Source organism: Streptomyces sp. NPDC051105 (assembly GCF_040682795.1).
Lineage (GTDB): Bacteria > Actinomycetota > Actinomycetes > Streptomycetales > Streptomycetaceae > Streptomyces.
The window spans coordinates 271,078-291,993 of the sequence record NZ_JBFBBR010000003.1 but is presented as its reverse complement, the minus strand read 5'-3'; the positions used below and the strand labels follow the sequence as shown (position 1 = coordinate 291,993).

18 protein-coding genes and 1 pseudogene are annotated in these 20,916 nt (G+C 71.5%); 18 read left to right on the top strand and 1 reads right to left on the bottom strand.

All coding sequences use genetic code 11. The features are described 5' to 3' along the window. Positions 1-59: 59 nt before the first annotated feature. The 5 genes and pseudogenes from AB0N16_RS08790 to AB0N16_RS08770 form a co-directional block, all read left to right on the top strand. Positions 60-337: pseudogene (locus tag AB0N16_RS08790) on the top strand (response regulator transcription factor); the annotation flags it as partial. Between the two features lie 286 nt (positions 338-623). After that, the gene (locus tag AB0N16_RS08785) at positions 624-1,085 is read left to right on the top strand and encodes a helix-turn-helix transcriptional regulator (protein ID WP_365794556.1); all 462 of its coding nucleotides are present in this window, start codon (positions 624-626) and stop codon (positions 1,083-1,085) included. Between the two features lie 355 nt (positions 1,086-1,440). Next, the gene (locus tag AB0N16_RS08780; protein ID WP_365794554.1) at positions 1,441-2,478 is read left to right on the top strand and encodes a DUF2690 domain-containing protein; all 1,038 of its coding nucleotides are present in this window, start codon (positions 1,441-1,443) and stop codon (positions 2,476-2,478) included. A 406-nt stretch (positions 2,479-2,884) separates the two neighbouring features. Further along, entirely contained in the window at positions 2,885-3,874 is a 990-nt protein-coding gene (locus tag AB0N16_RS08775; RefSeq protein ID WP_362562976.1) for a malate dehydrogenase, read from the top strand. Between the two features lie 1,134 nt (positions 3,875-5,008). Next, complete coding sequence (locus AB0N16_RS08770) at positions 5,009-5,545, top strand: hypothetical protein (RefSeq protein WP_365794552.1); 537 nt, start codon at positions 5,009-5,011, stop codon at positions 5,543-5,545. Between the two features lie 9 nt (positions 5,546-5,554). Here AB0N16_RS08770 and AB0N16_RS08765 read toward each other — a convergent pair whose 3' ends face one another. After that, positions 5,555-6,241 carry a siderophore-interacting protein gene (locus AB0N16_RS08765; RefSeq protein WP_365795216.1) on the bottom strand — a complete coding sequence of 229 codons (687 nt, stop codon included), beginning with the start codon at positions 6,239-6,241 and terminating at the stop codon, positions 5,555-5,557. A gap of 478 nt (positions 6,242-6,719) precedes the next feature. Between AB0N16_RS08765 and AB0N16_RS08760 the strand changes: the two genes are divergently transcribed. The 13 genes from AB0N16_RS08760 (at position 6,720) to AB0N16_RS08700 (ending at position 20,903) form a co-directional block, all read left to right on the top strand. Then, positions 6,720-8,486: a hypothetical protein gene (locus AB0N16_RS08760; protein WP_365794550.1), complete on the top strand. Its 1,767-nt coding sequence runs from the start codon at positions 6,720-6,722 to the stop codon at positions 8,484-8,486. Further along, positions 8,476-8,826 carry a hypothetical protein gene (locus tag AB0N16_RS08755; protein ID WP_365794548.1) on the top strand — a complete coding sequence of 117 codons (351 nt, stop codon included), beginning with the start codon at positions 8,476-8,478 and terminating at the stop codon, positions 8,824-8,826. The genes AB0N16_RS08760 and AB0N16_RS08755 overlap by 11 nt, the downstream gene beginning before the upstream one ends. A 332-nt stretch (positions 8,827-9,158) precedes the next feature. Next, positions 9,159-9,812 (top strand): hypothetical protein, encoded by a 654-nt coding sequence (locus AB0N16_RS08750; RefSeq protein WP_365794546.1) that lies wholly within the window; start codon positions 9,159-9,161, stop codon positions 9,810-9,812. 178 nt (positions 9,813-9,990) lie between these two features. Further along, a complete protein-coding gene (locus AB0N16_RS08745) occupies positions 9,991-10,170 on the top strand; it encodes a hypothetical protein (protein WP_365794544.1) in 180 nt (59 codons plus the stop codon). 23 nt (positions 10,171-10,193) lie between these two features. Then, on the top strand, positions 10,194-10,931 hold the full coding sequence (locus AB0N16_RS08740) for a DUF2637 domain-containing protein (protein WP_365794542.1): 738 nt from the start codon (positions 10,194-10,196) through the stop codon (positions 10,929-10,931). 163 nt (positions 10,932-11,094) lie between these two features. Beyond that, the gene (locus tag AB0N16_RS08735; protein ID WP_365794539.1) at positions 11,095-12,606 is read left to right on the top strand and encodes an aldehyde dehydrogenase family protein; all 1,512 of its coding nucleotides are present in this window, start codon (positions 11,095-11,097) and stop codon (positions 12,604-12,606) included. 117 nt (positions 12,607-12,723) lie between these two features. Beyond that, positions 12,724-14,250: a GMC oxidoreductase gene (locus tag AB0N16_RS08730; protein ID WP_365794537.1), complete on the top strand. Its 1,527-nt coding sequence runs from the start codon at positions 12,724-12,726 to the stop codon at positions 14,248-14,250. Next, positions 14,250-15,626: a betaine/proline/choline family ABC transporter ATP-binding protein gene (locus AB0N16_RS08725; RefSeq protein ID WP_365794535.1), complete on the top strand. Its 1,377-nt coding sequence runs from the start codon at positions 14,250-14,252 to the stop codon at positions 15,624-15,626. The genes AB0N16_RS08730 and AB0N16_RS08725 overlap by 1 nt, the downstream gene beginning before the upstream one ends. Further along, positions 15,626-17,560, top strand: a complete 1,935-nt coding sequence (locus AB0N16_RS08720) for an ABC transporter permease subunit (RefSeq protein WP_365794533.1) — start codon at positions 15,626-15,628, stop codon at positions 17,558-17,560. The genes AB0N16_RS08725 and AB0N16_RS08720 overlap by 1 nt, the downstream gene beginning before the upstream one ends. Before the next feature lie 2 nt (positions 17,561-17,562). Continuing rightward, entirely contained in the window at positions 17,563-18,513 is a 951-nt protein-coding gene (locus tag AB0N16_RS08715; protein WP_365794531.1) for an ABC transporter substrate-binding protein, read from the top strand. Between the two features lie 131 nt (positions 18,514-18,644). Further along, the gene (locus tag AB0N16_RS08710; RefSeq protein ID WP_365794529.1) at positions 18,645-20,057 is read left to right on the top strand and encodes a condensation domain-containing protein; all 1,413 of its coding nucleotides are present in this window, start codon (positions 18,645-18,647) and stop codon (positions 20,055-20,057) included. A 227-nt stretch (positions 20,058-20,284) separates the two neighbouring features. Further along, positions 20,285-20,530 (top strand): hypothetical protein, encoded by a 246-nt coding sequence (locus tag AB0N16_RS08705; RefSeq protein ID WP_365794527.1) that lies wholly within the window; start codon positions 20,285-20,287, stop codon positions 20,528-20,530. 7 nt (positions 20,531-20,537) lie between these two features. Then, positions 20,538-20,903: a hypothetical protein gene (locus AB0N16_RS08700; RefSeq protein WP_365794525.1), complete on the top strand. Its 366-nt coding sequence runs from the start codon at positions 20,538-20,540 to the stop codon at positions 20,901-20,903. Positions 20,904-20,916: the final 13 nt, after the last annotated feature.

Here is a 20,916-nt window from a genome sequence, read left to right as displayed (position 1 = left end):
CGAATCCCACCTCCGATTGAACCCCCTACAACTTCCGCGGTACCTCCTGGGGTTGACTCAGTGTCACCCGGCGCCTGGTCGAGGCCTTCGCCCGGCAGCACGGCCCCGACCCGCAGGCCGGCCCGCCGCCCGACCCCGACGTGCTGACCTCCCGTGAGGTCGAGATCCTCAAGCTCACCGCGCGCGGACTGTCCCACCTGGAGATCGCCGACCGCCTCAACATCAGCGAGGCCACCGTGAAGACCCATCTCAACCGCACGATGACCAAGCTCGACCTGGCAGCCGGGCGCAGGCGGTGGTGGTGGCGTACGAGACGGGACTGGTGACGCCGGGCGGGCTGGGCGGCCCCGGGAGGCCAGGAGGCCAGGAGGCCTGGGCGGCTGAAAGCGGCCGAAAGGCGGCCCGTCCCCTCCCCCGAGCAGGACGGACCGCCGTCGGGTTTCAGCCTTCCCATCGCGCGTCGGCTGTTCAACGGCTGTCGGTGCGCTGTGGCACACAGGTGACAGTTCCGCTACGCACCGCCCGCACTGCCACAGCCTGCGGGAACCGTCGGACCGCCGACCGTCGTCACCCGGTCTGAACTGGCAACGAACTGGCAACGCGGGAAGCCGTGGAGGTGTGTGATGGGCGGCTGGCAGCCGCTGCCGGAGGGACTCCCGGCGGAGGTGCGGCACTTCGTGGAGCAACTGCGGCTCCTCAAGGACGACACCGGTCTCAGCCTGGTCGCGCTGGGCGCCCGCACCGCGTACAGCAAGTCCTCCTGGCAGCGGTACCTCAACGCCGTACAGCCGCCGCCGCGGCAGGCCGTCGCCGCGCTGTGCCGGGTCGCGGGCCTCGCCGGCGCCGACGCCGAACGGCACACCGTGCGCTGGGAGCTGGCCGTCCAGGCCTGGCCGCGCCCGGCGAACGTGCCGGAACGACCGCCCGGCGCCGGGGAGTACGAGGACGATCCCACCCTCCCCTGGTGGGACCGCCCGGAGGAGGAGCGGGCGCCCCGCTCGCACGGCCGACTGCTGCAGGCCGCGGTCCTGCTGCTGCTCGGACTGCTCCTGGCGGTGGTCGTCGGTGCCGTGCTTCTCGGGTGAGCCGGGTCCCCTGTGACCTGCGAGGTCACGGCCGGATGACCGGTGTGTCGATGTGTTGACAAGTTCGCGGATATGTCACGAAGCCGACCTACAAGCGGGCTAACGTGTCCAATCGGGACGAGCCGAAGGCCCGTTGGACCGCGTCGCGGTAGGCGTGCGACGGTGCACGTGGGCGGGGCAGTGCTCCTGTGCGCCCCCTGCCGGGGGACTGGGTTCCGGGGGCGCCGCGGTCCGCTGGGTAGCCAGAACGGGGACCGGCGCGGGGGCACCACGCGCAAGAGGAACGCGGGGGAAGACTCGGCGCCGAACCGGGGACAAAAGGACCGGGGAGGACCGGGGGAAGAGGGGGGAAGCAATGCCTCGTTGGAAGGCTCTGCCGGATGAACTCGATCCGCAGGTAAGAGAGTTCGCGACCCAGTTGCGGCGGCTCGTGGACCGCGGCGGGCTGAGCGTCGCGGCACTCTCCGACCGCACCGGCTACAGCAAGACGTCCTGGGAGCGGTACCTGGGCGGGCGCTTGCTGGCGCCCAAGGGCGCGGTCGTCGCGCTCGCCGAGGTCACCGGCGCCGATCCCGTCCATCTCACCACCATGTGGGAGCTGGCCGAACGGGCCTGGAGTCGTTCGGAGATGCGCCACGACATGACGATGGAGGCGATCCGGGTCTCCCAGGCGCGGGCCGCGCTGGGAGAGTTCGGGGCGCCGCCGGCCACGACCACGGCCGGCGGCAAGGCGCCGCGCCGGGCGGGCAGTGCCGTGGCGACGCCGGGGATCGCCGGGCCGGCGGGTGTCTCGCCCACGATCCCGCCCCAGCCGACGGCACCCGACGCGAACCGCCGGGAGGGGACCGGGGCCCGCGGGCCGGCCGCGCCCGTGGGGACGGGTGCCCCCGGCGGCGTCCGGCGGCGGCTGACGATGTTCGTCGCGGGGGTGGTCGGAGTGGCCGTGGTCGTCGCCGCCGTCTTCTTCCTCACCGGCAACGACGGCGGCGACGGGAAGAAGAACCGGAGCGGTGCCACCTCGTCCGCCCCGTCCACCAGCGCCGGCACCGACCTGCCGGCCGGCGTGAAGTGCGCGGGCACCGGCTGCACCGGCAAGGACGCGGAGGCCATGGGGTGCAGCGGCGACCTGGTGACCACCGCCAAGACCGCCACGGTCGGCGCGACCACCGTGGAGGTCCGCTACAGCAGCACCTGCGGCGCCGCCTGGGGTCGTATCACCGGCGCCTCCCGGGGCGACTCGGTGCGGGTCACGGCCGGCGCCACCACGAAGACCGGCGACATCACGGCCGCCGGCGACACCATCGCCTACACGCCGATGGTGGCGGTACGGGACGCGGCCCAGGCCAAGGCGTGCGCGACGCTGGCGTCGGGGCCGACGGGGTGCACCTCGTAGAAACCCGGACCGTTCAGGAATGCCGTGGCGTTTCCTGGGCAGGCGAACCGTACCCCCACGGGAGTCCGGATTCCGGCACCCCCGGATGGCGGCCGCCCCGTCTCACCTCTCCCGGACGGGCGGTCGCCTCTTTCTTACGCGGCGTGCGGGGTGGCGTCGGTAGGGTCACGTCTGTGCGGACCCGAGTGCGGACACATCTGTGCGGACACATCTGTGGGGACACGTCGGTCGGGTGACCTCGGTGGGGTGACCTCTGTGGGGCGAGCCACACCGACCCCTCCACGTCCGGCATCCGGAATGCGCGATAGCCTGACCGGTGGATCTCTTGATGCCGAGAGATCGATCATTTGTACGTCCGCACCCCAGGGCAAGGACGCCCACCGCCAGCTGTCATACGGAGAACGCCATGACCCGCACTCCCGTGAACGTCACCGTCACCGGCGCGGCCGGCCAGATCGGTTACGCCCTGCTCTTCCGCATCGCCTCCGGCCAGCTGCTCGGCGCGGACGTGCCGGTCCGGCTCCGCCTCCTGGAGATCACCCCCGCGCTCAAGGCAGCCGAGGGCACCGCCATGGAGCTGGACGACTGCGCCTTCCCGCTCCTGCAGGGCATCGACATCTCCGACGACCCGAACGTAGCCTTCGACGGTGCCAACGTCGCCCTCCTCGTGGGCGCCCGCCCCCGCACCAAGGGCATGGAGCGCGGTGACCTCCTGGAGGCCAACGGCGGCATCTTCAAGCCGCAGGGCAAGGCCATCAACGACCACGCCGCGGACGACATCAAGGTCCTGGTCGTCGGCAACCCGGCCAACACGAACGCGCTGATCGCGCAGGCCGCGGCGCCGGACGTACCGGCCGAGCGCTTCACCGCGATGACCCGCCTCGACCACAACCGCGCGCTGACCCAGCTGGCGAAGAAGACGGGCTCCACGGTCGCCGACATCAAGCGTCTGACCATCTGGGGCAACCACTCCGCCACCCAGTACCCCGACATCTTCCACGCGACCGTCGCCGGCAAGAACGCCGCGGAGGTCGTGAACGACGAGAAGTGGCTGGCCGAGGAGTTCATCCCGACCGTCGCCAAGCGTGGCGCGGCCATCATCGAGGCCCGCGGTGCCTCCTCGGCGGCCTCCGCCGCCAACGCCGCCATCGACCACGTCCACACCTGGGTCAACGGCACCGCCGACGGCGACTGGACCTCCATGGGCATCCCGTCGGACGGCTCCTACGGCGTCCCGGAGGGCCTGATCTCCTCCTTCCCGGTCACCACCAAGGACGGTGTGTACGAGATCGTGCAGGGCCTGGAGATCAGCGAGTTCTCCCGCGCCCGCATCGACGCCTCGGTGCAGGAGCTGGCGGAGGAGCGCGACGCGGTCCGCGCCCTCGGCCTCATCTGAGCCTCCCGCACCCACGGGCCCCACTCCGGTTTCGTCCGGAACGGGGCCCGTTCCCGTTTCCGCCGCTACCGTCGGAAGAGGCAAGCGGTGGAGTGAATCGGGGGGTTCGCGATGAGCGACAGGAACGGCGGGACCGGCGAAGGCGGTTGGCCCGAGGAAGCCACGGGGCACAGCGCACCGACCGGCCGGAGCGAGCCACCGGAGGACCTGCGACAGGCGGAAGTGCCGGGCCACCAGGATGAGGCGGAGGAGCCGAGCACCCAGAGATGGCCGACGGTACCCCCACGGCACACGGGGCTCCCCGAGAGCCCATGGGAACAGGACCGGTCGGAGGCCCCGTGGCGGCAGGACCGGCCGGAGCCGCCGGAGAGCACGTGGCGGCACGACCGGTCAGAGCTGCCGGAGAGCCCATGGCACGCGGAGCGGCCGCCGTCGCCGGAGAGCGTCGGGTATGCGGAGCGGTCGCCGTCGCCAGAGGGTCCTCGGCAGCCTGGGTGGCCCCCGTCGCCGGAGAGTCGGCGGCAGTCCGAGTGGCCGGTGTCTCTGGAGAAACGGCAGCGCGCGCAGCGGTCCACACCCGGCGTGCTTCCCGAGCGGCAGGGCGGTGGCGACGAGCCGTACGCTCCCGGGCACGAACCGGCTGAGGACCAGGGACGCCCGGCGTGGCCACCGACGCCGCCTCCCGGTCTGCCTCCCCTCCCGCCCGCGTTCTCGTCTCCGTCCCCGACTTTGCCCGCCTCGCAGGCGCCGTCCCCGACCCTGCCCGCCTCGTGGGCGCAGTCACCGCCCCCCTCTCCGACCCTGCCTGACTCGGCGGCGCCCTCCTTGCCCGCGTCACCCGCTCCGCCCGTACCGCCGCCGCCCGGTGGTCGCTATCCGGCGCCGTCCCTGTCCCCGTCGCCGGACGAGGCGCGGAGGAGCTACACCCCGCCTCCCTGGTCCGGTGCCCCCACCTCGGCGGGGCGGCGGCTTGCGGCGACGCCTCCACCGGCCGGGTACGTTCCGCGGCCGCGGTCCCGTCGTGCGCTTGCCGCGGGGATCGGTCTGGTTCTTGTCGCCGGTCTCTCCGGGCTCGGGGTCTGGTACCTCGGCCGGGACGGTGGTGAACGCTCCGGCACCGGGGCGGCCCCGTCCGTGAGCGCGAGCGTCAGTGCCAAGTCGTCGGCGCCCGCGTCTGCCGAGCCCACGGCCAGCCCCAGCCCCGCCCCCTCCGTCGCCGCCGGATACCGCGTCGTGCGTGATCCCGTCGGGTACACCCTCGACGTGCCCCAGGGGTGGACCCGGCGGCAGCAGCAGGGGGAGAAGGCGCCGGTGGTGTACTACGACTCCCCGTCCGACGGGCGCCAGTTGCAGATCTTCGCGCTCTCCGAGGCCACCCCGGCCGAGTCCCTCCAACTCGCCGAGAACGACCCCGGGTACGGGTACGCGAAGCAACCCGGCTACCAGGCCGGCGCCCGCACCTCCGGCGACACCTGGGCCGAACTGTCGTACCGCTACGAGGACAAGGACAAGGGCAGCCGCCAGGTCATCGACCACCGTTTCCAGGCCGCCGACGGCACCCTGTACGCGATCCGCTCCAGCGGTCCCGGGAGCCTCGCCGCGGGGCTGGTCCGGGGGCCGCTCACCACGGCCGTCGACTCCTTCTGCCCTGCCGACGCCCAGTGTTCCTGAGCGTCGTCGTCACTCCATCCCCTTCTTCCCCGGCGTCCAGAACGGCTTGGTGAGGACCGCCCGCCGGTCCCACCCCGCCTCCTGGACGAGCACCTTCCGCACCGCCTGCACGGCCCGCGCCTCCCCGGCGACATACGCGATCCCGCCGGGCTCGGGGGCGAGCCGTCGTACCGCCTCCGGCAGTGCCGTCTCGCCGCGCAGCACCCAGTCGAGCCGTTCCGCGTACGCGAGGGGCAGCCGGTCCGCCGCGGTCGCCGTCTCCACGCAGCCGGAGACGGTGGCCTCCTCGGGCAGCGCCGCGAGCATCGCGCCGAAGGCGACCGAGGCCGTCTCGTCGCCGACGAAGACATGGTGAGCCGCCTCGGGGCGCAGCGTGAACGTGCCCTCGGGCTTGCGCAGCCGCACCTCCTCGCCGACGCCGACCGTGCGCCCCCACTGGGCCCCCGGCCCGCCCTCGGGATGGTCCAGCACGCACAACTCGACGACGCCGGACGGGTCGTAGTGCCACACGGAGTACGTGCGGAGGGTCAGGCCGGTGACCAGGACCCGGACCTGCCGGCCGGGGCGGACGTCGAGACCGGCGAGCTGGTCGCCGTCGATGCGCAGTCGGCGTATGAGGGGGGTGATCTGTTCCGCCTCGGTGACGGTGCCGCGCAGGGTCAGCAGGTCGAGGACGGGATTCAGCAGAGCGGGCATCGGTGGCTCCTCGGCGGGCCGTACGGTCATGGGGAGTTGCTCAGGCACCGCTGAACGCGATAGTACGCGTTTCCGGTCGGACGCGATAGTGCGCGTCGGGCGTCGGTCGCGGTGACCGGCCACCACGAGCACCGTCGCCGCGAGCACCCGCAGCGCGACCGCGCGCAGCGCCGGGCCCATGCCAGAGGCGAGGTCGGTGTGGGCGGACAGGATCGTCCCGGTGACCGCGACGCCCAGGGCCACGCCCCGGGCCGGACCCCCGTACCTGGACGGCGAGCTGACGCCCGAGCGGTCTCGGCGGGCCCGGAGCCGTTGTCGGTGCCGGGCCGTGGCCCCGGCCGGCCGACTCCTGACCAGCGGTGACTTCGGGCAATTCCGTCTCACCGGCCACGGTCGTCCCCCTATGCTGATGGATTGTCAACTCGACGTCTAGCAACGCACTTCCAGCACCGCACGTCACACGCATCGGGGGATCGTCGTGAGCACCGCTTACGTGCCGCAACAACCACAGCCGGGGCCGCCCGCCGGGGCACCGCCCGCGCTGCCGCCCGTACCGCCGTACGCCAGTGAGGCCGGCCGGCTGCTGTGCGCGGGCACCTATCTGGATTCCGCATACCGGGACCGGGTCATCGAGGAACTCCACCTCAACGAACAGCGGATCGCGGCGCCCTCGCTCGGCTTCGACGCCGCCCGGGTCCTCGCCCACGCCCTGCGCGCCCGCCGCCAGGAACTGCTGTGGGCCGGGGCGATCCTCGGCCTGTGGGTGGTGGGGCTGCCGCTCAGCGGCGGGCTGCTCCTGCTCTTCCTGGTGCCGGGCATCGCGCTCGCCGTCGCGCCCTGGATCAGGGGCCGCGCCGCCCATCCGCCGCTGTACCGGGTGATCGCCGCCTTCCTGCTCCGCTGGTGGGGCCGGTCGTTCTACGCGTTCGCCCTGATCGCGACCCTCGTCGTCGCGTTCGGCGGCGGCTCGGACGACGGCCCGTCGTACGACCCGTACGACTCATACGGCTCCGACGGCTACTACGGCTCCAGCTACTCCGACTCGACCGGCCTCGGCGATCTGCTCGCCCCGGGACTCGGCGACTTCGGCGGCCTGGCCGAGGCCTGGCACGCCTGGCTCACCCTCGCCGTGTTCGCCGGTGTCGCCCTGTGCGCGCACGCCCAGCGGACCCAGTTCAGCCGGGCGCTGGCCGGCGAGCTCTCCCCGCAGCGTTTCCCGGACGCGGCGAACGACCCCGCCGAGAAGGCGGAGAACCCCCGCTTCCAGCGGCTCAAGCAGCGCATCCGGATCGAACAGCACGCGCCGCTGATCATGTACAACGAGGCCGACCCGTTCTGCGGGGCGGGCGCCGCCTACGACACGTGGGTGCTCGCCGTCGAACTCAAGCCCGACGAGCTGAAGAAGGAGCGGCAGCCGCTCAGCAACCGGGCGATCCTGGAGAAGGTCCGCCCGCTGCTCGAACAGCTCCGCGTCCCCGCCGAGTACGCCGGACCCGGCAACCGCGACCGGCTGCGCCAGCTGGAGATCGACGAGTGCGTGTTCCTGCCGGCCGAGGGGCTGCTCACCCGGGACCAGGCGCCGTACACCCCGCAGGCCTTCGAAGAACACCGGGCGCGGGCCGTCGAGGAGGGCGCCGAGAAGCGCCGGCACTTCCTGCGGATCCGCGTCGGCGGCTGGGAGGAGGAGGTGGTCGTCACGGTGTTCGTGCGCATCCACACCCAGGGCCGGATGCTCGTGCTGGAGATCGCCCCGCATGTACTGACCCCGGTCCGCGCGGACTTCAAGGGGGCCGACCGCACCGCCCACCGGTTCCGGAACAGCAACTGGGCCGGCAAGACGGCCGCCGCGATCGCCCTGGTCCCCGGCTCGGTGGGCCGCTCGGTGGGCCAGCTCGGCCGGGGCGCGGTGTACCTCTGGCGGCTGCTGACCGGCGGCCACGCGGGTGCGCTGCCCGAGGGGCCGGCGCTGTCCGTACGTGAACTGGGCGCGGTGGACGTCGGCTCCCACTTCCAGGAGATGGACGTCGTCCGGTACCTGCGCAGCATCCAGGACCGGGTGGCCAACGGCGTACGGGCCGCGCTCGCCGAGGCCGGTTACGAGACCGGCGAGTTCGTCCAGAAGACCGTCAACAACAGCACCAACGTGAGCATCGACCGGGTCGAGGGCTCCACGTTCGCCTTCGGCAGCCACGCCACCGCCACCAGTCACACCACGCAGAAGGGCCCCGACAGCAATGGCAAGTGACGAGCCGCAGGTCACCCTGGGGAACATCTCCGGGAGCACGTTCGCCATCGGCAGCCACGCGCACGCCGAGAGCCACCACCACGGCGCCGCCGGATCTCCGGCCGACGAGGAACTCCTCGCGGCGGTACGGGAGTTGCGCGCCGACCTGGCACGGGTGCGGGGCACCGAGCAGACGGCGGCGCTGGGCACCGCGCTCGCCGAGACCGAGGACGAGATCACCCGCACCGGCCAGGCGGGCCCCACCCGCCGGGAACGCCTGCGCGAACTCCTCACCGACTCCCAGGCCCTCCTGAACGTCCTCGCCTCGGCGGGCACACTGGCCGGCCTGCTGGGGAGGTGAGAGAGCCGATGAGCGAGGGGGGAGCGCGGCACTGGAACGAGGACGCACAACGCTGGGAGGCCGACCCTCATCCCACCACCACGACACCCCCACCGCCCGTCGAATCGGTCCCACCGTCCGCCGAGTCAGGCCCGCCGTCCGTCGGGACGGGCCCGCCGTCCGTCGGGACGGTCCCACCGTCCGCCGAGTCAGGCCCGCCGTCCGTCGGGACGGTCTGGGCGCCCGCCGAGTCGGTCTGGGTACTTGCCGGGCCCGGTCAGGTGGCCGGGGTCGGCCGATGGCCGGGGCGCAGGGTCGTGTGGTCCGTCGTTGTCGGGGCCGCTGTCGTCGGCGTGGCCGTCAGTCTGGTGCTGACCCTGGTGGTCGGGAAGGGGGAGGGCGGCAAGCCCGCCGTGGCCGACTCCTCCGTCAGCCCGACCCCCTCCGCGGCGGCCGGAATGGTGTCGGAGTCGCCCTCCGACACCGGCGCCCCCTCCCCGTCGGCCTCCGCCCCTCCCGCCGGATACGAGGTGCGGCACGACGCCGAGGGCTTCCGGATCGCCGTCCCCGAGGGCTGGTCGCGGTCCACCGTCGACTCCTCGTACGGCATCGCCGTCGTCAGCTACCGCAGCCCGGACCGTGAGCACCGGCTGCAGGTCTACCAGGTCGCCGAGGGCTCCCCGGACGCCTCCTTCGAGCTCTACCTCTCCGACCGGACCCCCAAGCCGGACGGCTTCCAGGAGCTGGGCCTGACCAGCCTCGACGACGTCGGCTTCACCGGCTCCCGGCTGGAGTACCTGGCCGGCACGATCGGCGGTGAGCCGGACATCGGCACCTGGCACGTCGTCGACGAGCGGTTCGTCGCCCCCGACGGCAACATCTACGCCATCGCGTCCTACGGCCCCGACTCCGACGGCCGGGACGACGAGCTGGGCCATCTGACGACGGCGGTGGACTGGTTCTGCCCGCCGGACACGGTCTGTGACGCGGACCCCGGCGTGGACTGAACGCCCGCTCCCGCGCCGCCCGCGCCGCCGTTCATTTAATTCCAGTATCCGCGGAATGTAATTGCCTGTCTATTCACAATTTCTTCAAGTGTGCAGCGCCAGGTATTCTATAGGTTCTCTTCCGGGTGACTGAATTCCCCCGAACGCCCCAAACCCCACCCTGTGTGGCGGTCGTTAGGTGACCGTGACGCGATTGGACTGGCTCGCCGCCGAAGACCACCCGACGACAGCGCTTCGCTGGCCCGGAAGTATGGATATCACCTCATGCTCGGACCTGCTCGATGATTTCCTGAAGAGAATCAATGCGCTGGAAAAGGATTATCGGCGGACGTTGGCCGATCTGTACGGCGCGTCCTGAAGCAGGGTGCGGAGGTTTTATCGATGGACGGGATTCAGCGCGATGCGGGTCTCTATGACCATCCCGGTCTCTACGACCATCCCGGTCTTCATGACCATCCCGGTCTGTACGAGCATCCCGGGCTCTATGACCATCCGGGTCTCTACGACCACGCCTGGGGCGCGCCGGAGCCGGACGCCGCACCGAACGACTGGGACCCGGTCGAGGAGCTGGCCCAGATGCTGTCCGCGCCGGCCGGCGCGGCCACGGCTCCCACCCTGCTGGACGTACCGGCCCAGCGCAGGAGCAGCCGCCGGCGACTCCGCCAGGACTCCCATCTGCTCGACGGCGGCCGGAGCGTCACGCACATCACGCTCCTGATCGCGACGGTCTCGCTGTGCGCGGTCTGCATGCTGGTCTGGTCCGTCTGCTACTCCTACGGGCAGCTGCGCGGGATCGCCTCGTCGGTGCTGCCCGCGGGGCTGGCGCAGTACTGGCCGCTGACGGTGTACGGCCCGTGGTTCGTGGCGGCGCTCTCCGTCCTGCGGGCCACCGCTCAGCGCCGGAGTGCGCGCCGGTCCTGGTGTGTGGTGCTGTCCGCCTCCCTGCTGGCCGTGGCGCTGTGTGCCAGCCACTCGTCCCATGCCCTGTTGTCGTTAGTGATCTTCGGGATTCCGCCCGTGACTGCTCTGGTGTGCTTCTGGGAACTGGTCGGTCAGATCTCGACCAGGAGCAGGCCCCGGCACGCCACGCGCGCCGAACCCTCGAGTGCCACGCCCTGAGAAGGCTTTTTGCCCTGTTTAGTCCGACTGTTCAGTGATGCAGCACACTTTCGGCCACGGATTGCGCATGCAATCCGGGACCGAGGGCAGGCGCTGGCGGTACCCGAGTGTGACTCCTCTGTCACACAAGGGCACTGACCAGGAACGGAAGGCAATACCGATCATGGCGGACCGAACGGCGCAAGCGACCATCCATGTCGGAGGCGAGTGGCTGGAAGCCGTCTCCGGCGCGACACGCGAGATCATCGACCCCGCGGACGGCCTGTCCTTCGCCGTGGTCGCCGAGGGTGACGAGAAGGACGCGGAGACGGCGGTGGCCGCCGCCCGGCGTGCCTTCGACACCGGCGACTGGCCCCGCACCCCGGTCCCCGAGCGCGCCGCCCTGCTGCGCCGGGTGGCCGACCTGCTCGTGCGCGACCGCGACATGCTCGGCCTCCTGGAGAGCCGGGACGCGGGCAAGACCGTCGAGGAGGGCCGGGTCGACATCGACTGCGTCGCCGACGCCTTCCGATACTTCGCGGACCTGGTGGCGGCGGAGGGCGCGGGCCGGGTGGTGGACGCGGGCTCGCCCGACATCCACAGCGTCGTCGTCCACGAGCCCGTCGGTGTCTGCGCCCTGATCACCCCCTGGAACTACCCGCTGCTCCAGGCGAGCTGGAAGATCGCTCCGGCGCTGGCGGCGGGCAACACCTTCGTGATCAAGCCGAGCGAGATCACCCCGCTGACGACCGTCGCGCTGATCGAGCTGCTGGCGGAGGCCGGGCTGCCGGCCGGAGTCGCCAACCTCGTCACCGGCCCCGGGCACAGCGTGGGCGCCCGCCTCGCCGAGCACCCCGATGTCGACCTGGTCTCCTTCACCGGCGGTCTGGTCAGCGGGGTCAAGGTCGCACAGGCGGCCGCCGTGTCGGTCAAGAAGGTCGCCCTCGAACTCGGCGGCAAGAACCCCAACGTCGTCTTCGCCGACTCCTGCGCCACCGAGGAGGGCTTCGACACCGCCGTCGACCAGGCCCTCAACGCCGCCTTCATCCACAGCGGCCAGGTCTGCTCGGCGGGTGCCCGGCTGATCGTGGAGGAGCCCCTCAGGGAACGGTTCGTCGCCGAACTCGCCCGCCGCGCCGCCCGGATCCGCCTCGGACGCGGTACGGCGGACGGCGTCGAGTGCGGGCCGCTCGTCTCCGAGCAGCAGCGCGCCAAGACCGAGGCGTACGTGGCGTCGGCGCTGGCGGAGGGCGCGGTGCTGCGTTCCGGCGGCAAGCGTCCCGAACCGTCCGCCGACCGTCCCGCCGGCGGCTACTTCTACGAGCCGACCGTGCTCGACCAGTGCCACCGGGAGATGAAGGTCGTCCGCGAGGAGGTCTTCGGACCGGTCCTCACCGTCGAGACCTTCCGCACCGAGGACGAGGCGGTCGCCCTCGCCAACGACACCGAGTACGGCCTGGCCGGTGCCGTCTGGACCGCCGACGCCGGACGCGCCCGCCGGGTCGCGGGACGGCTGCGGCACGGCACCGTCTGGATCAACGACTTCCACCCCTACCTCCCGCAGGCCGAGTGGGGCGGCTTCGGCAAGAGCGGCACCGGCCGCGAGCTGGGACCCGCCGGGCTCGCCGAGTACCGCGAGACCAAGCACGTCTACCAGAACCTCACGCCACGGCCGGTGCGCTGGTTCGCCGGCTGAGCCCACCCGACCCACGTACCCGAGAAGCCACGACGCGAGAAGAGCCGCCGGACGAGAAGAGCGGCGACGCGAGAAGCCCCACCGAGGTCTTCGGAAGCTTTTGGAGCACCCCCCCCCATGTCCCAGTCCCACACCTACGACTACGTCGTCATCGGCGGCGGAACCGCGGGTTCCGTCATAGCCTCCCGTCTCACCGAGAACCCCGACGTCACGGTCGCCGTGATCGAGGGCGGTCCCAGCGACGTCGGCCGCGACGACGTCCTCACCCTGCGCCGCTGGATGGGCCTGCTCGGCGGCGAGCTGGACTACGACTACCCGACCACCGAGCAGCCACGCGGCAACTCCCACATCCGGCACAGCCGGGCCCGCGTCCTCGGCGGCTGCTCGTCGCACAACACGCTCATCGCCTTCAAGCCGCTGCCCTCCGACTGGGACGAGTGGGAGGCGGCCGGCGCCAAGGGCTGGGGTGCGGTCCCGATGGAGGCGTACTACGCCCGTCTCCTCAACAACATCGTCCCGGTCGACGAGAAGGACCGGAACGCCATCGCCCGCGACTTCGTCGACGCGGCGCAGGAGGCGCTGGGTGTGCCGCGCGTGGAGGGCTTCAACCGCAAGCCGTTCACCGAGGGCGTCGGCTTCTTCGACCTCGCTTACCACCCCGAGGACAACAAGCGCTCCAGCGCCTCGGTGGCCTACCTCCACCCCGTGATGGACGAGCGGCCCAACCTGACGATCCTGCTGGAGACCTGGGCGCACCGGCTGGAGCTGGACGGCACCCGCGCCGAGGGCGTCCACGTCCGCACCAAGGACGGCGAGGACCTGCTGATACGGGCCCGCAACGAGGTGGTGCTGTGCGCGGGCGCCGTCGACTCCCCGCGGCTGCTCCTGCACTCGGGCATCGGCCCGGCCCAGGACCTCGAAGCGCTCGGCATCCCGGCCGTGCTGGACCTCCCGGGCGTCGGCGAGAACCTTCTCGACCACCCCGAGTCGGTGATCGTCTGGGAGACGAACGGCCCGATCCCGGAGAACTCCGCGATGGACTCCGACGCGGGCCTGTTCGTGCGCCGCGACCCCGAACAGGCGGGCCCGGACCTGATGTTCCACTTCTACCAGATCCCGTTCACGGACAACCCGGAGCGACTGGGCTACCGGCGCCCGGAGTTCGGCGTCTCGATGACCCCGAACATCCCCAAGCCGCGCAGCCGCGGCCGGCTGTACCTCACCAGCCCCGACCCGTCCGTGAAGCCCGCGCTGGACTTCCGCTACTTCACCGACGAGGACGACTACGACGGCCGCACCCTCGTCGACGGCATCCGCATCGCCCGCGAGATCGCGAAGACCGAGCCGCTGGCCGGCTGGCTGAAGCGCGAGGTGTGCCCGGGGCCGGAGATCCTCGGCGACGCCGAGCTGAGCGAGTACGCCCGCAAGGTCGCGCACACGGTGTACCACCCGGCGGGCACCTGCCGGATGGGCTCGGCGGACGACCGACAGGCCGTGGTGGACCCGGAGTTGAGGATCCGCGGCCTGGACGGCATCCGTGTCGCGGACGCGTCCGTCTTCCCGACCATGCCGGCCGTGAACCCGATGATCGGAGTGCTGATGGTCGGCGAGAGGGCCGTGGACCTGCTGAAAGGCGGTGCGTGATGAGTAGTGCGACCCCTGTGACGACCCCTGCGACGACCCCTGCCACACCCCCTGCCTCGCCCCCTGTGTTCTCCGTCGACGGTCTGTGGAAGGTCTTCGGCCCGAAGGCCGAACGCGTTCCCGCGGACCCCGAGCTGACCGGGCTCGCGCCCGCCGACCTGCGCGCTCGCACCGGCTGTACGGCCGCCGTCCGTGACGTCTCCTTCGACGTGCGCAAGGGCGAGGTCTTCGTGGTGATGGGCCTGTCCGGCTCCGGGAAGTCGACGCTGGTCCGGTGCCTGACGCGGCTCATCGAGCCCACCTCCGGCACGATCGTCATCGACGGCGAGGACGTCCGGGCGATGGACAAGCGGCGGCTGCGGGAGCTGCGCCGGCACCGTGCGGCGATGGTCTTCCAGCACTTCGGGCTGCTGCCGCACCGGTCCGTCCTGGACAACGTCGCGTACGGCCTGGAGATCCAGGGCCTCGGCAGGTCCGAGCGGCGCAGGCGGGCCGCGGAGGTCGTGGCCAAGGTCGGCCTGGAGGGCATGGAGCAGCGTCGTCCCGGCCAGCTGTCCGGCGGCCAGCGCCAGCGGGTCGGGCTGGCGCGGGCGCTCGCCGTCGACCCCGAGGTGCTCCTCTTCGACGAGCCGTTCAGCGCGCTCGACCCGCTGATCAGGCGGGACATGCAGGAGGAGGTGGTCCGCCTGCACCAGGAGGAGGGCCGCACGATGGTCTTCATCACGCATGATCTGAGCGAGGCGCTCAAGCTCGGCGACCGTATCGCGCTGATGCGGGACGGCCGGGTGGTGCAGCTCGGGACGCCGGAGGAGATCGTGGGTTCCCCGGCCGACGAGTACGTCCGCGAGTTCGTGCGGGACGTGCCGCGCGAGCAGGTCCTGACGGTGCGCTCCGCGATGAGGCCGGCGAAGGACGGGGAGGCCTCGGCGGGACCCGCGGTCGGCCCGGCCGCGACGGTCGCCGAGGCGATCGACGTGGTGGCGGGGGCGGGCGCCTCGGCACGGGTCGTGGACGGGGAGCGGTGCGTCGGTGTGGTCGACGCGGACACGCTGCTCGGCGTCGTGGCGAAGGGGGCTGCGGCCAGTACGCCGTCCGCGACCCAGCGGGTGCCGGTCGCGCTCACGCGGCAGAGTCGCACACGTCAGAGCCCCGCGCCCCTGGGTGGGGATGCGGATCGTCCGTCGGAAGGTCCCGCAGCCGACCCAGCCGCGGGCAGTCGTCCGGCCGCGGGCAGCGGTGGGCCGGTCGCGCAGTTCCCCGCGCCCCTGGGTGGGGACTCGCACCGTCCGTCACAGAGTCCCCCGGCCGATGGGGTTCCCCCCGAGCGCGGGCCAGTGAAACCCCCCACCCCCCGCACCGATCCGGAGGGTGTCTGATGGCGACGATCACTGTCCCGAGCCCCCGCCGAATAGCCCTGCCCGCCAGCCAGGCCGTGCGCAAGCTCCTCGCCCTCGCCGTGGTCGCCGCGATCCTCGTCCCCCTCGCCGACTCCCACTGGACCGCGGCCGCCTGGCCCCAAACCCTCACCGTCGACCTCTCCTCACCCCTCACCTCCGCCAGCAACTGGGTCATCGACAACCGCGACACCCACCCCCTCTTCCTCTACTTCCTCGGCTACCTCAGCAACGCCGTCGTCCTCGCCGTCCGTGTCGTCTACCTCGCGCTCCTCGCCGCGGGCTGGCCCGGCGTCACCGTGCTCGCCGCCGCCGTCGCGCACCGCGTCGCCGGCCTCCGGCTCGCCGTCGGGACGGCCGTCGCCTTCCTCGCCTGCGGTGCCCTCGGCATGTGGGTGCCGACGATGCAGACCCTCGCCTTGATGGTCGTGGCCGTCCTCGCGTCCGTCGCCGTCGGCCTGGTCCTCGGCCTCGGCGCCGGTCTCTCCGACCGGCTGCACCGCGCCCTGCGGCCGGTCCTCGACACCATGCAGGTGCTGCCCGCCTTCGCCTACCTCCTCCCGGTCGTCCTGGTGTTCGGCATCGGCGTCCCCGCGGCCGTGCTCGCCACCGTCGTCTACGCCGCCCCGCCCATGGCCAGGCTCACCGCCCTCGGCCTGCGCGGCGCCGACCCCGAGGTCCTGGAGGCCGTGGACTCCCTGGGCGCCACCCGCAGGCAGCGGCTGCTGACCGCCCGTGTCCCGCTCGCCCGCAAGGAACTCCTCCTCGGTCTCAACCAGACGATCATGATGGCGCTGTCGATGGCGGTCATCGCCTCCGTCATCGGCGCCGGCGGCCTCGGTGACCGCGTCTACCAGGCCCTCGCCTCGGTCGACGTCGGCGCGGCCCTTGCCGCCGGTATTCCGATCGTGCTCCTTGCGGTCGTCCTGGACCGCGTCACCGCGGCGGCGGGCGACCGGGGCGACAGCCGTCCCTCCCCGGCCAGCCTCCTCTACGCCCTCGCCGCGACCGTGGCCGTGACCGTCGTCGCCCGTCTCCTCGGCGGCCTCGACTGGCCCGCCGCCTGGACCGTGAACTTCGCCGAACCGGTCAACCGCGCCGTCGACTGGATGACCGCCCACCTGTACTCGGGCGTCCCGGTCGTGGGCGGCACCGCCGACTGGGCGGCCCACTTCACCACCTGGATCCTGGACCCCGTCCGGTCGGGCCTGCAGTGGCTGCCCTGGTGGTCGGTGCTGCTCATCGTCGCCGCCCTGGCCTGGCTGATCGGCACCTGGCGCACCGCGCTCACCGCCGTCCTCGCGATGGCCGCGATCGGTGTGCTGGGCGTCTGGGAGCCGTCGCTGGACACGCTGTCCCAGGTCCTCGCGGCCGTCGCCGTCACCCTCGTGCTCGGTTTCGCGACCGGTATCGCCGCCGCCCGCAGCGACCGCGTGGACCGCGCCCTGCGCCCGGTCCTGGACGTGTTCCAGACCATGCCGCAGTTCGTGTACCTGATCCCGGTCGTCGCCCTGTTCGGCGTCGGCCGTGCCCCGGCCGTGGCGGCCGCCGTCGTCTACGCGCTGCCCGCCGTCGTACGGATCACCGCACAGGGGCTGCGGCAGGTCGACCCCGCCGCCCTGGAGTCCGCGCGGTCGCTCGGCGCGACCGGCCGTCAGCAGCTGTGGCAGGTCCAACTGCCGCTCGCTCGGCCCGCGTTGCTGCTCGCCGTCAATCAGGGCGTGGTGCTGGTCCTCGCCGTCGTCATCATCGGCGGCCTGGTCGGCGGTGGCGCTCTCGGCTACGACGTCGCCTTCGGTCTCGCCCAGGGCGACCTGGCGACCGGACTGGTGGCCGGTGCCGCCATCGTCTGCCTGGGCCTGATGCTCGACCGCGTCACCCAGCCCACGGAACGCCGTACGGAGAAGGGAGCCTGACCATGCGTCGTACGACCCTCGTGGCCGCCGCCTCCGTACTGGTCCTCGCGACCGGCTGCGGCGCCGCCGACATGACCAAGCAGGCCTCGCCCTTCGCCAACGCGCAGGGATCGAAGACCGTGACCCTGTCCGTGCAGTCCTGGGTCGGCGCGCAGTCCAACGTGGCCGTCGCCCAGTACCTTCTCGAACACGAACTCGGCTACCGCGTCGACACCGTGCAGGTGGACGAGGTGCCCGCCTGGGACGCGCTCAGCCAGGGACGCGTCGACGCGATCCTGGAGGACTGGGGCCACCCGGACCAGGAGAAGCGGTACGTCGAGGACAAGAAGACCATCGGCCGTGCCGGGGACCTCGGAGTCACCGGGCACATCGGGTGGTTCGTGCCGACCTATCTGGTCAAGCAGCACCCCGACATCACGAACTGGAAGAACCTCAACAAGTACGCCTCGCTCTTCCGCACCGCGGAGAGCGGCGGCAAGGGCCAACTCCTCGATGGCTCACCGTCGTACGTCACCAACGACAAGGCGCTGGTGAACAACCTGAAGCTGGACTACCAGGTCGTCTTCGCCGGTTCCGAGGCCGCCCAGATCACCCAGATGAAGCAGTTCGCCAAGGAGAAGAAGCCCTTCCTGACCTACTGGTACTCACCCCAGTGGCTGTTCAAGAAGGTGCCGATGACCGAGGTGAAGCTCCCGGCGTACCAGGAGGGTTGTGACGCCGACGCGGCCAAGGTCGCCTGCGCCTATCCGCACACCCCCCTGCAGAAGTACCTCAACGCGGACTTCGCGAGGAGCGGCGGCAGCGCGGCGGCCTTCCTGAAGAAGTTCAAGTGGACCACCGAGGACCAGAACGAGGTCTCGCTGATGATCGCCGACCAGAAGCTGAGTCCCCAGGAGGCCGCGAAGAAGTGGGTGGACAGCCACCCTTCGGTGTGGAAGAAGTGGCTGTCCTGAGCAACACCGCTTGATCGCTCCGCCGTTCGAGGCGTCACACGTCCCGCTGAAATGCGGGCGACACAGCGGCCATCGCTCGCGCACGGCGGCGACTTGATCAAGCTGGTGTCTTCTGTGAAGGAGACGCCATCGTGCGAATTTCTGACATTCAGCGCTGCGAGGTCCGGCCCGGACGGCTAGTCGAGTGGACGTTCAGCCCGGCGACCGTCACGGCCGCGACAGCGCTCCCACCGGATCCGCGGCCGCCTGCGTACATCCAGGAGTCGCACATCAGAACGGCGCGGGCGGTGCGCGAGGACGGGTTGTTCGTACCGACCTGGCTCGGCACGGCGTTCGACCTGCCGGGCCGAGCCGACCTCGACGCGCTGGAAGAGGCCTTGCGCGGCTGGACGTTGCGTCATGAGACGCTGCGCAGCGGCTTCCGGTGGGTCGGCGACGACATGCACCGGTTCACGCTCGACGCGAAAGACGTGACGCTGCACCGCGAGGTGGTCGGCGACTTCGCCGACGCGGAGGTGCTGACCCGGTACCTGCAGGACCGATTCGACGTCGCGGCGGACGCGCTCGGCTGGCCGAACCTCATCTACGCGGCGGTCGTCCGTGACGACTCCACCAGCGTGTACATGGCCTTCGACCACACCAATGTCGACGCCTACTCCCTCCAGCTCACCTCGAACGAGATCCACGGGCTGTACACGTCGGGCGTCACGGGGTGGCCCGTCACCGGTACGCCGGTGGGAAGTTACGTCGACTTCTGCCGGCACGAGCGGGCGAACGCGGACGGGATCGACGACACACACGCGATCGTCGGGCGCTGGCGGGAGTTCATCGCCCGGTGCGACGGGAGGCTTCCGGAGTTCCCCGTCGACCTCGGTCTGCAACCCGGTGGCGCGCTGCCCGCCCAGAAGCTGATGTGCGAGCCGCTCGTCGACGCGGACACCGCCGCCGCGTTCGAGGCGTACTGCCGGCCCTATGGCGGCAGCCTGGTGGGCATCCTGGCCGCGACCAGTCTGATCGTCCACGAACTCGGCGGGCAGCCGGTCTACCGTACGGTCGTGCCGTTCCACACCCGGCTGAAGTCCGAATGGTCGGACTCCGTGGGCTGGTACGTCGGCGGCGCACCCATCGAGGTGCCCGCGGCACGGGACTTCGACGGCGCACTCGACACCGTCCGTGCCGAGCTGCGGGCCAACCGGTCGCTGGCGCGCATTCCGCTGGCCCGCGTACTGCGGCTGCTCGGCGCGGACTTCCGTCCGACCTCGCCCGACATGTACTCGATCGTCTCGTACGTGGATGCCCGCCTCACGCCGGGCTCGGCCGCCTGGACCGAGCAGAAGACGTACGGGCTGATCCGGGTGTCGTACGGCGACCAGGTGTGTGCCTGGGTCAGCCGCTTGCACGAGGGGCTCTGGTTCGCCTGCCGTTACCCGGACACCGAGGTCGCCTACAAGAACGTGCGGCGGTATGCCGAGCGGCTGCGGGACCTGATTGTCTCCGTGCCGACGGGCGATCACCTGCGGGCCGCGCAGCCGGAATTCCTCTGACTCAACTTCCCGCGGATACGACCGTATTGGTATCGGCGGCTCAGGTGTCGAACGATAATCCGCGCCGCCACGAGGTCAATTGGCGTTCGTCTGGTGATTTCGTCGGCCTATATGCCCCATGGGGAACACGGATCGCCGTGCGGTAAGTCGCATGCGGCTACTGCTAGTGTTTGCGCGGTCACGCTAGGCAATCGGTCTCGATGTACAAGCAAAGAATCGAGGTTTCCATGCGCAAGCTTCAGAAGGTCGTGCTCGCGGCCGTGGCGGCGGCCGGCGGCCTGTCCGCCCTCGGCGCCGGCACCGCGGTCGCCGACAGCTCCGACGCCGGGCTGCAGGTGTCCGACCTCTACCGCCCCTACCAGGAGTGCAGTCCGCAGACGGTCGCCGAAAACGATGTCCCGATCGGTGTGCTCGGTCTCGCGGGCACCACGGACACCACCTGCGGTCAGTACAACACCGCTTTCACAGGGTGAGCCTGACATGTTCAACAGGAAGAAGATCGCGGCTCTTTCGGTACTCCTCGGCGGCCTCGTCGTAAGCGGTACCGGCATCGCCCAGGCGTATGCCGTATCGGGCCCGGGAGCCTGCACCCGGGACGTCCTGGGCAACCTCTCCTGCACCCAGCGGTTCAAGGGCGAGGTCCCCGAAGGTGAACTCCCGCCCCACCAGGACACCTGTCAGACGGTGCAGCCCCTGACGGTGCCTGCCGTCCTGGGCAACGGGAGGGCGCGGCTGGGGCCCGAGGTGACCTGTTCCCCCGAGACGTGGGGATCGACCGGCACCCGCGAGGACCGGCACGCGGGGCGGTGGGGGGCAGCGACGCGACGCGAGGACGACGCGACATGAGCGAGTTAGATCC

Excerpts from the sequence above, each read along its gene's own strand:
- AB0N16_RS08715 (WP_365794531.1), top strand. The coding sequence starts at position 17,563 with ATGCGTCGTACGACCCTCGTGGCCGCCGCCTCCGTACTGGTCCTCGCG.
- AB0N16_RS08785 (WP_365794556.1), top strand. The coding sequence starts at position 624 with ATGGGCGGCTGGCAGCCGCTGCCGGAGGGACTCCCGGCGGAGGTGCGG.
- AB0N16_RS08755 (WP_365794548.1), top strand. The coding sequence starts at position 8,476 with ATGGCAAGTGACGAGCCGCAGGTCACCCTGGGGAACATCTCCGGGAGC.
- AB0N16_RS08730 (WP_365794537.1), top strand. The coding sequence starts at position 12,724 with ATGTCCCAGTCCCACACCTACGACTACGTCGTCATCGGCGGCGGAACC.
- AB0N16_RS08725 (WP_365794535.1), top strand. The coding sequence starts at position 14,250 with ATGAGTAGTGCGACCCCTGTGACGACCCCTGCGACGACCCCTGCCACA.
- AB0N16_RS08765 (WP_365795216.1), bottom strand. The coding sequence starts at position 6,241 with ATGCCCGCTCTGCTGAATCCCGTCCTCGACCTGCTGACCCTGCGCGGC.
- AB0N16_RS08735 (WP_365794539.1), top strand. The coding sequence starts at position 11,095 with ATGGCGGACCGAACGGCGCAAGCGACCATCCATGTCGGAGGCGAGTGG.
- AB0N16_RS08740 (WP_365794542.1), top strand. The coding sequence starts at position 10,194 with ATGGACGGGATTCAGCGCGATGCGGGTCTCTATGACCATCCCGGTCTC.
- AB0N16_RS08720 (WP_365794533.1), top strand. The coding sequence starts at position 15,626 with ATGGCGACGATCACTGTCCCGAGCCCCCGCCGAATAGCCCTGCCCGCC.
- AB0N16_RS08780 (WP_365794554.1), top strand. The coding sequence starts at position 1,441 with ATGCCTCGTTGGAAGGCTCTGCCGGATGAACTCGATCCGCAGGTAAGA.
- AB0N16_RS08700 (WP_365794525.1), top strand. The coding sequence starts at position 20,538 with ATGTTCAACAGGAAGAAGATCGCGGCTCTTTCGGTACTCCTCGGCGGC.
- AB0N16_RS08705 (WP_365794527.1), top strand. The coding sequence starts at position 20,285 with ATGCGCAAGCTTCAGAAGGTCGTGCTCGCGGCCGTGGCGGCGGCCGGC.
- AB0N16_RS08775 (WP_362562976.1), top strand. The coding sequence starts at position 2,885 with ATGACCCGCACTCCCGTGAACGTCACCGTCACCGGCGCGGCCGGCCAG.